This is a genomic window from Sphingobium sp. BYY-5 (genome assembly GCF_022758885.1).
Taxonomy (GTDB): Bacteria; Pseudomonadota; Alphaproteobacteria; order Sphingomonadales; family Sphingomonadaceae; genus Sphingobium.
This window is the reverse complement of sequence record NZ_JALEBH010000002.1, coordinates 152,408-166,456: the sequence shown is the minus strand read 5'-3', so window position 1 is coordinate 166,456 and position 14,049 is coordinate 152,408. Positions and strand designations below refer to the sequence as shown.

Annotated in this window: 10 protein-coding genes; 4 read left to right on the top strand and 6 right to left on the bottom strand. The window is 64.3% G+C overall.

Going from position 1 to position 14,049, the window contains the following annotated elements:
* Nucleotides 1-22: 22 nt before the first annotated feature.
* Together MOK15_RS17050 and MOK15_RS17045 are read right to left on the bottom strand one after the other, a co-directional pair.
* Nucleotides 23-1,324, bottom strand: coding sequence for an aminotransferase class V-fold PLP-dependent enzyme (locus MOK15_RS17050; protein WP_242932916.1), 1,302 nt, complete (start codon nucleotides 1,322-1,324; stop codon nucleotides 23-25).
* A gap of 249 nt (nucleotides 1,325-1,573) precedes the next feature.
* Nucleotides 1,574-3,196 carry an amidohydrolase family protein gene (locus MOK15_RS17045; RefSeq protein ID WP_242932915.1) on the bottom strand — a complete coding sequence of 541 codons (1,623 nt, stop codon included), beginning with the start codon at nucleotides 3,194-3,196 and terminating at the stop codon, nucleotides 1,574-1,576.
* A 166-nt stretch (nucleotides 3,197-3,362) separates the two neighbouring features.
* On the opposite strand from MOK15_RS17045, the gene MOK15_RS17040 reads away from it, so the two are divergent.
* From MOK15_RS17040 to MOK15_RS17025, 4 genes are all read left to right on the top strand, one after another.
* Complete coding sequence (locus MOK15_RS17040) at nucleotides 3,363-4,247, top strand: LysR family transcriptional regulator (protein WP_242932914.1); 885 nt, start codon at nucleotides 3,363-3,365, stop codon at nucleotides 4,245-4,247.
* A gap of 93 nt (nucleotides 4,248-4,340) precedes the next feature.
* Nucleotides 4,341-5,378: an N-acetyltransferase DgcN gene (gene dgcN / locus MOK15_RS17035; protein ID WP_242932913.1), complete on the top strand. Its 1,038-nt coding sequence runs from the start codon at nucleotides 4,341-4,343 to the stop codon at nucleotides 5,376-5,378.
* 5 nt (nucleotides 5,379-5,383) lie between these two features.
* Nucleotides 5,384-6,376 carry an N-acetyl-D-Glu racemase DgcA gene (dgcA, locus tag MOK15_RS17030; protein WP_242932912.1) on the top strand — a complete coding sequence of 331 codons (993 nt, stop codon included), beginning with the start codon at nucleotides 5,384-5,386 and terminating at the stop codon, nucleotides 6,374-6,376.
* A 22-nt stretch (nucleotides 6,377-6,398) separates the two neighbouring features.
* Nucleotides 6,399-7,628, top strand: a complete 1,230-nt coding sequence (locus tag MOK15_RS17025; protein ID WP_242932911.1) for a dicarboxylate/amino acid:cation symporter — start codon at nucleotides 6,399-6,401, stop codon at nucleotides 7,626-7,628.
* An 8-nt stretch (nucleotides 7,629-7,636) separates the two neighbouring features.
* Here MOK15_RS17025 and MOK15_RS17020 read toward each other — a convergent pair whose 3' ends face one another.
* From MOK15_RS17020 to MOK15_RS17005, 4 genes are all read right to left on the bottom strand, one after another.
* A complete protein-coding gene (locus MOK15_RS17020) occupies nucleotides 7,637-8,956 on the bottom strand; it encodes a HAMP domain-containing sensor histidine kinase (protein WP_242932910.1) in 1,320 nt (439 codons plus the stop codon).
* A 57-nt stretch (nucleotides 8,957-9,013) separates the two neighbouring features.
* Nucleotides 9,014-9,700, bottom strand: coding sequence for a response regulator transcription factor (locus tag MOK15_RS17015; RefSeq protein WP_242932909.1), 687 nt, complete (start codon nucleotides 9,698-9,700; stop codon nucleotides 9,014-9,016).
* A 122-nt stretch (nucleotides 9,701-9,822) separates the two neighbouring features.
* Nucleotides 9,823-10,545, bottom strand: coding sequence for a virulence factor (locus MOK15_RS17010; RefSeq protein ID WP_242932908.1), 723 nt, complete (start codon nucleotides 10,543-10,545; stop codon nucleotides 9,823-9,825).
* A complete protein-coding gene (locus MOK15_RS17005) occupies nucleotides 10,542-13,928 on the bottom strand; it encodes a glycosyltransferase (protein ID WP_242932907.1) in 3,387 nt (1,128 codons plus the stop codon). The genes MOK15_RS17010 and MOK15_RS17005 overlap by 4 nt, the downstream gene beginning before the upstream one ends.
* Nucleotides 13,929-14,049: the final 121 nt, after the last annotated feature.

Below are 14,049 nucleotides of genomic sequence, written 5' to 3'. Positions count from 1 at the left end.
CATGTTGATGGACGCAAATACATCAAATGAAGAAATTACGCTCCTTCTGGATGGCAGAAACCAGTCGATCCAACTCGCCGCTATTGTTGAAGAGCGCAGGGGTGGCCCGGAGCAGCGGACCGGAAGCAAGGCCCGCCTTGGCAACCACCAGCAGCTTGTATTTCTCGATGAACATGGCTTGCGCTTTCCTAGCCTCGTCATTCGTCTTCATGCCCGGGAGGCGGAACGCGCTGATCGCCCCATAATTATCCTTTTCGGACGGCAGCATTAACTCGACGCCCTTTACTTCGCCCGCGCGGAAATACCAGTAGTCCCGCAGCGCGCGCAAATGCGCAAACTTGCGTTCGATCCCAATCTGCTTCTGCACCTCGATCGCCGTGGGAATTGTGAGCCGCGCGGCAAAATCGACCGTACTGGTGGGGATATGAGAGCGAATATCATCAGCCGAATGGATCCGGTTTCCCAGCCAAGGCAGAATATCCTTCTGCCGCTCCTTGCGGATATAGACGGCGCCGGTTCCCAACGGAGCGGCCAGCCACTTGTGGAGGGAGAAACCGATGAAATCGGCGCCTGTATCTTCGACATCGAAGGGCATCTGGCCGACGGCCTGCGCACTATCAAGAATAACGTCCACGCCCCGGGCCTTCGCCATGGCGATGATTTCCCTGATAGGCGGGATGAGGCCATTGCGATTAGAGACGTGGGTCAGCAGGAGCAGCTTGGCCCGCGGCGTTTCCTTCAGAACCTTCTCATAGGCTGCCAGGATATTGGCGCGCGTATGAGGTTCGGGTAGCGAAAAGCGTACAACCTTGGCGCCCCGGCTCTTTTCCAGATAGTCCATCGCATATTGCATTTCATCATAATCGACGTCGCAATAGAGAACCGCATCGCCGGCATTGAGCAGACCATAGTTGGCGATCAGGGCGTAGAGCGCTTCTGTTCCGCCCCCTGCCAGCGCGATTTCTTCCGGCTGCGCGCCGATCATCTGCGCAACTGCATCACGGGATTTATCCAATTCCGCATCGCGCGGAGCGCCAGCGACGGCGCTGCGCAAGAAAGTGGAATTGTGCCGGTTCATCCAGCCTGTCTTCTCGACATAGACGGCCTGCACCGGCTTCGTCATCGCGCCATAATAAGCTGCGTCGAAAGTCACGATGCTCCGATCGACATCGTAGAGATCAGCCAGCCTTTGCTGCAGCGCTTCAAAACTGAGATTTGTCGGCAGATCTAGCGTGGCACCATCTGCTCGATCCTGCACACCTCCTGCAAACGCCAACGCAGACGTGAGGGCAGCAGCAGTCAAGAGGTCACGGCGACTTGGCATCGAACATTCCCTGAAGCTTTGTGAGGAAGACGATCCATGGAAACATCTCCGCAACGGCAACCGCCCCTTCTTCGTCGCTCAACTGTTGAGTTGCCCTTCTCAGTAACGGACAACCTCATTACCACCGGCGGCCCAGGCACCAATCCAGCGCAGCAGCTTCGCACATGTCCCAGCAGCTGCCGTAAACTATAAGCCTCCATTAGCTCAGCGATTATATATCAGTGAAAAATCTGGCTATTACTGCTACTTTTACGGACAGGCCGTCGGCTTCTGACGCAGCAGCGCCCGACCGGCGGTCGCACCCGTCGTCTGGCTGTCGCTTACTGCCAGCGCTCCGTTCACGAACAATTTGTTCACCCCAACACTCAACTCGCGCGGATGCACATAGTCGGCGCGGGGTGCATAACGGGCGGGGTCGATCACCACCACATCGGCATAATAGCCCGACTTCAGATAGCCGCGATGGTCGAGCTTGTAGATATCCGCCGTCCGGCCTGTCGACTGGCGGATGAAAGTCTGGAGGCTGATAACCTTCCGATCGCGGACATATTGGACATATTTTTCGGGAAAGGTCGCGAACATGCGCGGATGACCGTCCGACCCATCCGACGACGTCACCACCCAGGGCTGCCGCATCAACAGGTCGACATCGGCCTGCGCCATGTTGAAGGAGGCGACCGCCGTGCCCTTGCCCTTTTTCTCCACCTCCGTCGTCTCGATGCTCTGGCGGATGATGCGCAACGCCGCATCGCGCGGGTCCATCTGCCATTGTGCCGCCACCTGTTCCAGCGTCTTGCCGGTCCAGGGGAAGCCATCCGCGATCAACAGCAGCGCCTTCGCCCCGCCACGGCGACGCAGATTGTTCTGCATCTCGTCACGGATACGCCTCAGGGTCGCCGGATAGTCCAGCCGCTTGACCAGCGCCGCCCCGCCGCCATCGACTGCCCAGCCGGGCAGCAGCGATGCGTCCAGGCTCGATCCCGACGCCAACCAAGGGTATTGGTCGGCGGTCACGTCCTGCCCCGCCTTCCGCGCCGCCTCAATCTCGGCAATGACGACAGGCGCCTGCCCCTGCACGTCGACGCCCAGCGCCTTCAAATGCGCGAAATGGACCGGCATCCCGGCCTGCCTGCCAATGTCGATCGCTTCCTTCACCGATCCCAGCAGGCCAATCGTATAGCTCGACTCGTCACGCTGGTGCGTGTCGTACAAACCGCCCCGGATCGCGGCCTCCCGCGCCAAGGCGACCACTTCATCGGTTCTGGCAAAGCTCTGCGGGGCGTAGAAAAGCCCGGCGGAAAAGCCCACCGCACCCTCGCACATACCCTTGGCCACCATGGCCTTCATTGCGTCCAGTTCTTCCGGCCGGGGGGCGCGGGCATCCTGTCCCAACACCCGCTGGCGCACCGTGCCAAAGCCGATGAAAGGCACGATATTGGTGCCGATGCCCGACGCCTGCAGCTTCGCCGCATCTTCCCCGACATCGGGCGTGCCATAGCCGTCAACGCCGATCATCACGGTACTGACCCCCTGGTCCAGCCAGGCGGCGTTGACGCGCGTTGCCTGGTCGGGGGACCGAATGAAGCTGTCCGCATGGGTGTGCGCATCGATGAAGCCGGGCGCGACGATCATTCCCTTGGCATCGATAACCTGGGTCGCCGCCAAGTGCCCCGTGCGCCCCACATAGATGATCCGGTCGCCCTTCAACGCGACGTCGCCGACATAGGGCTTGCCCGTGCCACCGTCATAGATGGTTCCGCCCGTGATGAGTATATCCACCTTTTCCACCGGCGTCGCACTCGCGACCGTGGCAGCCAGCCCGCTCGTCAGGAGCAAGGCTCGAAAGCGACGGAAAGCGGACGAACATGGCATGGGTAAGGAATCCTTGCAGGGTGAGCCTTATCGGCAACATGGCCCCGATAAGTCTCTGCCGTCCATAGCCGGCATGTTGCGCGACCTATAACCGGATGTCATAGCGGTTATGAGAGCCGCTGTCGTTGATCGCAAGGACAGGCCGCAGCCAAAGGGGACAACACCTATGAACCTGCGCCAGATCGAGATTTTCCACGCCGTCTATCTGCACGGCACCGTCAGCGCCGCGGCACGCGCGCTCAACGTGTCGCAGCCCGCCGTCACCAAGGTGCTGCGCCATGCCGAACGATCAATCGGCCTGTCCCTGTTCGAACGATCCAAGGGCCGCCTCATCCCGACACAGGACGCCCGCACCCTCTTCGCCGAAGTCTCCGACATTCAGGATCGCGTCCGATCGCTGCGTCAGGCGGCGCAGAATATGCGGCACGGGCGAGGCGGTTTGCTCCGCGTCTCGGCCCTCCCTTCGCTGGGGCTTGGCGCGATCCCCGATGCGGTCGCGCGCTTCCTGCGCGGGCATGAGGATATCATGTTCGACCTCCAGACGCTGCATCATGATGAAATGGTACGCAAACTTTATGAACGCGAAACCGACATCGCGATCAGCTTCGAAGTGCCGCTGTCCGCGCCCGTTTCCCATCAGGTGATCGGCGAGGGCGAACTGGTCGTTCTCTATCGTGAGGAGGACATGCCCGATGCTCCCAGCCGCCTCCACCTGGAGGAACTGCGCCACCACAAGTTCATCAGCCCGGTCCAGAGCGGCCCGATCGGTCGCGTCCTGTCGAGCGAACTCAACCGCCTCGACGTCGAACTGGACGAAGTGGTGTCGGCCCGCACTTATTATATCGCGGCGGCCCTGGTCCGCGCCGGTGTCGGCATGGCGATCGTCGATAATTTCACCGCCCATGCCTCCGTCGCGCCGGGCCTTGCCAGCCGACCGCTCCAGCCCGCCATCACCTTCGACATCAACGCCGTCTATCTGCAGAACCGCCCACCATCGAAGACGGCTTCGGAATTTCTGGCCTTGCTGTCGGAGGTGATTGAGAGCCTATAGCATCAGGCTATAGCCTATGTGGGCATGGATATTGGGGTTGGCCGGGCCAGGGCGATAAAGCGGACGTCCCATCATCACAGGTTCGAAATGTCCATGATCGCCACGCCCTATCTCCTCTATCTCGGCCACAGCAATGACGAGATCGGCATCAAGACATCGCGCGGCCTGGCGGTGTTTCGCCCCGACATTTGCGTGGGCGAGTTTCGCCATGACGATTGCGGGCTGACCCTGAACCTGCCCCGCATGGACTTCGCCGCGGCCCATGCGGCTGGCGCGCGGACGCTGGTGCTGGGCATCGCCAATGCCGGCGGCACGCTGGGCGAGGATCTGGTGCGCGATGCGCTGGCGGCGATGGACGCCGGCCTCGACATAGCATCGGGCCTGCACCAGCGTTTGAAAGATGAGCCGCGCCTGGTGCAGGCCGCCACGCGCCTGGGCCGCGCGCTGCATGACGTGCGCGATCCCCGCCCCGACATTCCGGTCGGCAACGGCAAGCGTCGCGCGGGCAAGCGGCTGCTGACGGTCGGCACCGACTGTTCGGTCGGCAAGATGTACACCACCCTCTGCCTCGCCCGCGCGCTTGCAGCGCGTGGCGTGCCCGCAGATTTCCGCGCGACCGGTCAGACCGGCATCCTGATCGCCGGGGACGGCGTGCCGCTGGACGCCGTGGTGGCCGACTTCATCTCCGGCGCGATCGAGCAGATTTCGCCCGATCGCCATGACGGCGGCTGGGATTTGATCGAGGGGCAAGGGTCGCTCTTCCATCCCTCCTTCGCAGGCGTGTCGACCGGCCTGCTCCACGGCGCCCAGCCCGACGCCCTCGTGCTGTGCCACGATCCGATGCGCCAGACCATGCGCGGCCTGCCCCATTACAGGCCGCCGGGCCTCACCGAATGTCTGGACGCGAATGTGCGCACCGCCCGCCTGACCAATCCCGACGTCCGCGTCGTGGGCATTGCGCTCAACACTTCCGCCATGGATGAAGAGGAAGCCGTGGCGCTCTGCACCCGCACGGCGGAAGAGTTCGGCTTGCCCTGTTCCGATCCCTATCGCATGGGTGTGGAGGCGATCCTCGACCGGCTGCTGGAAATGCCCGCCGCGACAGCCGCCACCGCAACGGAGAATGCCTGAATCCCATGCGCCGCACGCTGACCGCCCTGGGGGAAGTCTTTCCCCTCGCCACTCCCTTCCGCATCTCGCGCGGTGTCAAGACCGTGGCCGAGGTTGTCACCGTCACCATCGTTGAAAATGGTGTTGCCGGCCGGGGCGAGTGCGTCCCCTATCCCCGCTACGGCGAGAGCGTCGAAACCAGCATCGCGGAGATCGAGGCAGTGCGCGCAGCGCTGGAGGCGGGCATCAGCCGGCGCGGTCTGCTGGACATCCTGCCGGCAGGCGCGGCCCGCAACGCGGTCGATTGCGCGCTATGGGATCTGGAATTGCGGCTGACTGGCAGCGACATCGCCACCGCCATGGGCATCCCCAAGCCGCTGCACCCGATCGCCACCGCCATGACCGTCGGCCTCGATACGCCGGACGCCATGGGGCTGGCCGCCGCCGCGCTGGCCGATGTACCGCTCATCAAGGTGAAGGTCGACCGCACCGATCCTGCCGGTCAGCTTCGCGCCGTCCGCACCGCCGCGCCTGCGCCGCGCGTGATCGTCGACCCCAATGAAAGCTGGACCATCGCAGAGGTCAGCGACCTTCAAGGGCTGATGACGGAATTGCGCATCGACCTGCTGGAACAGCCCCTGCCCGCGCATGAGGATGCAGCGTTGAGCGGCTTCCGCTCCGCCATCCCGATCGCCGCCGACGAATCCGTCCATGTCGCGGCCGACCTCGACAAGCTGCCCGACGGCTATGGCGTGGTGAATATCAAGCTCGACAAGGCCGGCGGCCTCACCGCCGCGCTGGACCTGGCGCAAGATGCGCGCGCGCGTGGCCTTGGCGTCATGACCGGCTGCATGATCTGCTCCTCGCTCTCGATCGCGCCTGCATGGGTTATCGCGGCGGGCAGCGCCTTCGTCGATCTCGACGGGCCGCTCTGGCTCTCGGCCGACCGCGACGGTGGCGTCACTGGCGATCGTGGCCATTTGTTGCCGCCGCAACCGGGCTTCTGGGGCGGGATGTAATCATGGCTTGGGGCGACCATCGATGACTGGGCTTCTTCGTCGCTGGTTCGCTATCCCACTTTGGCAGCGCGTTGTGGGCGGCCTGATCGCCGGTGTGCTGCTCGGCCTCTTCTGGCCCGCAGCCGCGCCCTGGATCGCCTTTGTCGGCGAAGTCTTCGTCCGGCTGATCCGGATGCTGGTCGTTCCGATCGTCTTCGTCTCCATCGCCTCGGGCGTCACCGCACTCGCCGATCCGCGCCGGTTGGGGTCGGTCGGCGGGCGCACGGTACTCCTCTTCGCCATCACCACCGCCTGCGCCGTTTCGGTGGGCATGGCGCTCGGCCTGCTGATCGAACCCGGCACCGGTGCGGCGCTGGGCAAGGCGATTCCTCATGCGCTGGGCGAGGCCAAGTCGCTGCACGACCAGTTGATCGGCATCGTCCCGGTCAACATCGTCCAGTCGCTGGCCGAAGGGGACATGCTGGCGATCATCTTCTTCGCCATGCTGCTGGGTTTCGGCGTCATCCTGGCCGGGGAGGAAGGGCGGCCGATGGCGGCCATGCTGCAATCGGCCAGCCGCGTGCTGTTCCACCTCGTCCGCATCGTCATGGAAATCACGCCCTTCGGTGTCCTCGCGCTGATCGCCAAGGCGGTGGCGGACAATGGCGTCGCGGTCTTCACCAATATCGGGTGGCTAGCGCTCTGCGTCCTGCTGGGCGTCGTCGCGCAGATATTGCTGGTCCACCTCCCGCTTATCCGGCTGGTCGCGCGCCTGTCGGTCCGTCGTTTCTTCCGTGCCGCGATCGACCCATTGCTCGTCGCCTTTTCCACCGCCTCCTCGGCCGCGACCCTGCCCGTAGCGCTGCGGGTCGCGTTGGAAGACCTGCGCATCGAACCCGCTATCGCATCCACCGTGCTGCCGATCGGTGCGAGCATCGGCAAGGACGGCACCGCCATGTATGTGGGGCTGCTCAGCATCTTCAGCCTCCAGGCGCTGGGCGTGCATCCCGACCTGCCGATGCTGGCGATCATGCTGCTGACCGGATCGCTCGCCGCCTTCGGCACGGCGCCGATCCCATCAGCCTCGCTCTTCATGCTGGCCGCCGTGCTCTCCGCCGTTGGCGTCTCACCCGAACAGACCGCGCTGGTGGTGGGTTTCGTCCTGCCCTTCGACCGGTTGCTCGACATGACCCGGACGGTTGCCAGCGCCAGCGCCAACCTGACCGTCACCGCCGTCGTCGCACGGCAGGAACAGGCGATCAGTACGGCTTAGCCGCTACGTCAGGTCGTTCGAGCGCCATCGATCGGCAAAGCCAATGTCACCAGCAGGCCCGGTTTCGCATCCCCCAGGATGAGTTCGCCACCATGAAGGCGCGCCACCGCCGCCGCCAGGGAAAGCCCCAGCCCGGCGCCTGTGATATGGCGTGACGCATCCAGCCGCGCGAACCGCTTGAGTGCTTCCGCGCGCCGCTCCTCGGCTATCCCCGGTCCATCGTCCGCCACGCCGATCACGATCATGCCCGGCTCGTGATGCGCTGACAGTCGGATGTTGGCGCCGCCATATTTCAGCGCATTGTCGATCAGATTAGACAGCACCTGGCCGATCAGTTCCCGATGTGCCCGGATGGCAAGCTGCGGCTGGGCGTCGACCATGATCGTCACGCCCTTCTCTTCGGCCACCGCGCCATACATGTCCTGAAAATCATGCAGCAGCGCCGCGACATCTAGCTGCGCGAAGCTGTCGCGGCCGATCCCGGCCTCCGCGCGGCTGATCGTCAGCGCCGTGTTCAGCATTCGAAGCAGGATGTCGCTCTCCTCCAGAACCCGCTCCAGCGCCAGGACGCTGCCTTCATCCTGGGTCTTGCCCAGCGCATTCTCGATCACGGCGCGCAAGCGTGTAAGCGGGGATCGCAGGTCATGGGCAAGGCTATCCGTGACCAACCGCAATTCGCCCACCAGCCCGGTGATCCGGTCGAGCATCCCGTTGATCGCGCGGCCCAGCGCATCGAACATGTCGCGGCTGTCCGTCAGCGCGATCCGGCGTTCCATGTCGCCCGTGCCGATCGCCGTCGCCGTGTCGATCACGGATCGCAATCGGCGGCGGATTATGGCGGCCGACAGCCAAGCGGCGCCTCCCGCCAGTGGCACCGCCAGCAGCACGGCGCTCACCAGCGCCGTTTCCAGAAAACCACCGAAGCGAAGGTCGTCCTCAACCACATGGCCGGTCAGCAAGCGCGTGCCATCCGGGAAACGGGTGCTGACCAGGCCGATCACCTCCGGCTCCCGCCCACGCCGGTCGTTGCGCAGGAGATTGGCGAGATGCCATTCTTCCGAAACCCCCACATTCGCCGGCCAGCCATTCAGATTGCCCGCGATCCTCTCCCCGGTGGGGGAGAGCAGCAGGATCACCGACTCCCCGCTGCGGTCATTGACGATCCGGTTGCGAACGGTCGCGCCCGCCGCGGCAAGGCCTGCGGCGGCATAGGTTGCGGCGATATCGTCGCGCAGGCCGACCGACACCTCCCGGCTGGCGTGGTTGATCGATCGGCCGGTGAACTGATGCACCGCCCATAAAGCGACCAGCACGCAAGCGATCTGCATCAGGAAAATGAGGGCGGCAAAGCGCCATATGACCGAATGCCGCCAGCGCACGAAGCGTCAGCCCTGCTCGCTCAGGCGATAGCCCGCGCCTCTGACCGTGTGGATCAGCGGCATCTCTCCTTCCTCATCGATCTTGCGCCGCAACCGGCTGATATGGACGTCGATGACATTGGTGCCGGGGTCGAAATGATAATCCCAGACGCCCTCCAGCAACATGGTCCGCGTCACCACTTCCCCTTTGTGCCGGAGCAGATAGTCGAGCAGACGGAACTCGCGCGGCTGCAACTCTATGGAACGCCCACCGCGCTTGACCTTGCGGGAAAGCAGGTCGACCTCCAGGTCGTGGCAGCTCAGCCTGGTTTCCCGCTCCTCCGCACCCGCACGCCGCCGGATGACGATACGGAGCCGGGCGAGCAGTTCGGCGAAGGCGAAGGGTTTCGCCAGATAGTCGTCCGATCCACCGGTGAGACCCAAGACACGATCATCCGCGCCCCCAAGGGCCGACAATATGATGACCGGCGTGGTGATAGACGCCGCCCGCATCGCGGCCAGCACGGCCATACCGTCCATGCCGGGTAGCATCCGGTCGAGGATGATCGCATCATGCGTTCGTTCCGTCGCCATGAACAGGCCGTCGCGGCCATCCTCCGCCCGATCGACGACAAAGCCCTCTTCCACGAGGCCTTTGACGATATAATCCGCGGTCGTCGCGTCATCCTCAATCAGCAGTATCTTGTGGCTCATGAACCACCCTACCCTTTCCATGACGCGCAGGCCCGATACCCCGATCGCCCTGCCCCCATAACATTGGCCGAAGGAACATGAAATCCATTGCAGGGCAACGCCTTGCCATGGCCCTTGAATCGCTAACCCTGTCCGGGTCCGGCGAGAATAGTGTCGATCGCCCGCAGCAGCACCGCGCTCGCCGCGTCGGCATCATGGCCCAGCGCATAGCCGCCCGGCAGCGCGGCCAGTTTCGCATTGCGCTGATGGAGCGACGGGCAGAGGCTGGTGCGCTCCTCTTGTCCCTGGATGCACAGCAGCGGCACCCAGCTCAGATGCTGCGCGGCCACGGCCGCATCCTCCTCCGGCTCGCCGATCGAGAATATCTCGGATGGCGAGGCGCGCCATTGCCGTGTCGCGCCCGGCGCGATCAATCCGACAAAGGCGATATGCTTGCGCAGCGGCGTCGGCACATAAGGCAATGACGGCGCGATCACATCAGCGCCGAAGGACTGACCGAGCAGCAACAGCGGGGCGGCAGGGTCAATGGCAATGGCGCGGCGCAGCCCCTCGGCGATCATGGCGCCGGTCTGTTCCGGCGTCCGCCGCGTGCGAAAGAAGTGCAGGCTGTTTTCGGTGACGACACTGATGCCGTGCCGATTCAACCGCGTCACCATTTCGGACCCAAGTCCCGCATGGAACCCCATGTCGCCCGACAGATAGAGCGCCACCGCACGCGGATGCGGCGACGCCTGGTCCGTGGCGGGCATGACGCTGAACAAACTGCCCCCGATATAGCCGACATACCAGAAGGCCAGCAGCACCACGCCCGTCAGGATGATGCCGGTGCGGGTGATCGCCTTCATGCGACTGGACTGCCTTCGGGCGCGGCCGCGATGGCGGTGCTGGCGGAGTCCTCACCCGACTGCACACGCCCCGTCCGTTCCAGCTTGCCCCAGCCCACCCATGGCCCCAGGATGGCGGTGCTCACCGCGCGGATGACGACACTATACATGATCTGCCGGTACACGATCCGTTGCGCCACCAGCAGCAGCGCCGGATAGCGCCGCTCACGCGGCTCCAGCCGATAGGCTACTGCGCCACAGGCTATGTCGACCGCGGTGAAGGCCAGCCAGTAGACCGCCATGCGCAGTACGTCGCTTTCCGTCTGCGCCCAACCATGTTGATGCACGCGCACAGCCGTGTCGATCATGCTGACCACCAGTGCCAGGTCGATGATGGGCGAAACCATGGCGAAGCCGATCTGGAACAGCCAGGCCTGCGGCAAGCCAACCCAGGCCAGACCGGCCGGATTGCCGTCGCGCCAGATGGTCCGGTGCTTCCACAGGCATTGCAACGTCCCATATGCCCAGCGGAAACGCTGACGGGAAAGCGCGCGGAAGCTCTCCGGCGCTTCGGTCCAGGCCACAGCCTCTGTATCATAGGCGATGCGCCAGCCCGCCCGCTGCACCGCGATCGTCAGATCCTGGTCCTCGGCCAGCGTGTCGAGCGGATAGCCGCCGACAGCGTCCAGCGCTGCCCGCCGCCATGCCCCCACGGCGCCCGGAACCACGGTGATCGCGCCGAACCGGGCCAAAGCGCGGCGTTCCAGATTCTGCGCCGTGACATATTCCACCGCCTGCCAGCGGGTGACAAGGTTCACCCGGTTGCCGACCATCGCATTGCCCGCAACCGCGCCGATCTGCGGGTCGTCGAACCAGCGGGCCAGCCGGGCGATCGTCAGCTCCTCGAACTGCGTATCGGCATCCAGCGCGACGATGACGGGCGCCGATGTAATCTCCAGCGCCCGGTTGAGCGCTGCCGCCTTGCCGCCATTGGCCAGTGTCAGCAACCGCACCCGCGGTTCGTCGGCAAAGGCCTGGGTGACGATCGCGCTGGTCGCGTCGGTCGATCCGTCGTCGACGACGATGACCTCCAGCGTGACGTCGCGACTGGCGAGCACGCGCCGGACCGACGCCTCGATCACCTTGGCTTCATTATAGGCCGGGATGATGACCGACACGAACTCACCGGGACGAATGGCCGGCGGATCGACGCGATTGGACTTCAAGCGGCTCCCCAGCGCCAGCCCCGCCAGCATGACCGCCCGTCCCATGCCGAACAGGATGACGGCGAAGAACAGCCATTTGAGCGACGTCACGATCGCCGCGACGACCAGGAATATCGCGACATCAATGCGGACGGCGACAAGGTCGGCGCCACGGATCGGCGGCATCACCTGTGCGGGGGTCAGCCCCGCGAGCGTCGATACCGTAACGAAGTGATAGCCCTTCGCCTTGAGCATCTGGATGATCCGGGGCAGCGCCGCGACGGTCTGCGCCCGGTCGCCGCCGCTGTCATGCAACAGCACGATCTGCGCCGACCGGTCGGCATTGCCTGCTTCCACCTGCTCGACTGTCCGCTCTACGATGGCGTCCACGCCCGGCCGCGTCCAGTCGCCCGGATCGACATGCAGGCCGACATTCACATAGCCAGCCTTCTGCGCCTCCAGCGCAGGCCCGATTTCGTCGGCCGTGGTCGGCTCGGCATCGCCGAAATAGGGTGCGCGGAACAGCCGCATCGCATGGCCCGTATAGGCTTCGACCAGCCGCTGCGTGCTGTTGAGTTCCAGCGACACGCCCCGTGGCGACACCTGCGCCAGATTGGGATGGGTATAGCTGTGATTGCCGATCTCGCCGCCCTGCGCGATGATCCGCCGCAGCAGACCCGGATGCATTATGGCATTCTCGCCGATGACGAAGAAGGTCGCCGGCACATGGGCGGCTTTCAGGATATCCAGGATCGGTGGGGTCCACACTCCGTCCGGCCCATCGTCGAAGGTCAGTGCCACCAGATGCGGCTTATAGCCGGTGCGGCGGATCACATAGGGCGTGGGCAGGCTGGCATAATGTTCGTCGACGATCAGTCCCTGATTCCGGCCCGAACCCAGGGAGATGGCACGATGACCGATGGTCGGCACATCGTCGATGCGCAATATCTCGCCCGTGCCCTCGACATCGACGGAATTGAAGCTGGTCAGCCGGGTCATCCCGATCGGCGGGACTTTATTGCGCGCATCGAGAGCGGGCCAGAAACCAGGGTCTTCCGACCCCAGTCGCCAAAGCGCCACGCCGCCCGCACCCGATAGCCGTACGGCGTGAATCTGGTTCCATGCGCTCGCCGCGTCGAGCATCCAGACATGATGAACCTTTCCATCCTGCTGATAATCGAAAGTGGCGTTGCCGCTCGCGGCATCGAACCGGATCGGCGCGCCCGCATAATGGGCGGAAAGCCAGGCATCCTCGATGGTGAGCGCGTCGGCAGGGCTGCTGCCTTCGGTCCAGTCATAGGCATAGTTGCCGACCGCGACGATCGCCTTGGACGCGGGAACCTCTCGCAGCGCGGCCCGCAGCCTTGCCACGAACCAGGGCTGCGCCGCGATCGGACCGGCGCTTTGCCCGACATAATGCTGGTCATAGTCCATCAGGAACAACCGATCGGCCACCTGCCCATAGGCCCGCAGGTTCCAGTTGGCGTCTTCCACCGGCACGGTCAGCATCACTTGCATATGATGCTGATGCAACAGCGCAGCCGCCTGCCGGAGGAAGGCCAGATAGTCGCCATGCGCGCTGGCAGGCAACGCTTCCAGATCGAATATCACGCCCGCTCCATGCAGGGTCGTCAAGGCGGGGAGAAGGCGGTTCAGAAACAGAGTCCGCGCGGCACGGTCGTGCAACAGCGCGGCGGTTCCGGCGCCATCCCAGTCGCCATCCGCGACATTCTGCACCACCGGCATCACACGTGGACGGTGATGCGCGGTGTGGAGGATGGAGGCAAAGACCGGGTCCGTCGTCACATGCAGGGCATGGTCGCGCCCCGTGACAGAGAGGAGCGTTGGCGCAACCCAATCAATCTGTCCGATATGTTGCCGCAGTGACGCCTTGCCGGCATCATCCCATGGCACATAGAAGGCGACGTTGACGGGACGGGTTGCGTGCACGCGGCTTTCCTTCGGCAACCAGCTCGCCAGTTTGCGCAATGACGCGCCAATGCGCCCGAGCCGTTGTCCGATGCCTTCAGGTTGCGGCCGCTCCATCCGCAGAGGCACGGCAGGCGGCACCGGCACATCGACGATCGTGACGGCAAAAGCCGTCGCCGCGATCAGCACCGCGATCAGCGCAAAAAACAGGGTGGGCAACGTCAAACGCCGCCGACGCCCGCTCGCATCATAGAAAATCGGTCTGTGCATCGTTCCATTCGACGATTTGGAGAGGCGGCACGACAGGGGGACGTGCCGCCTCTCACTCTTTGGTCATGCACGATGACCGTTCCGATGGAATAGACCGAACCATGTAACCGGCACGTGGGCA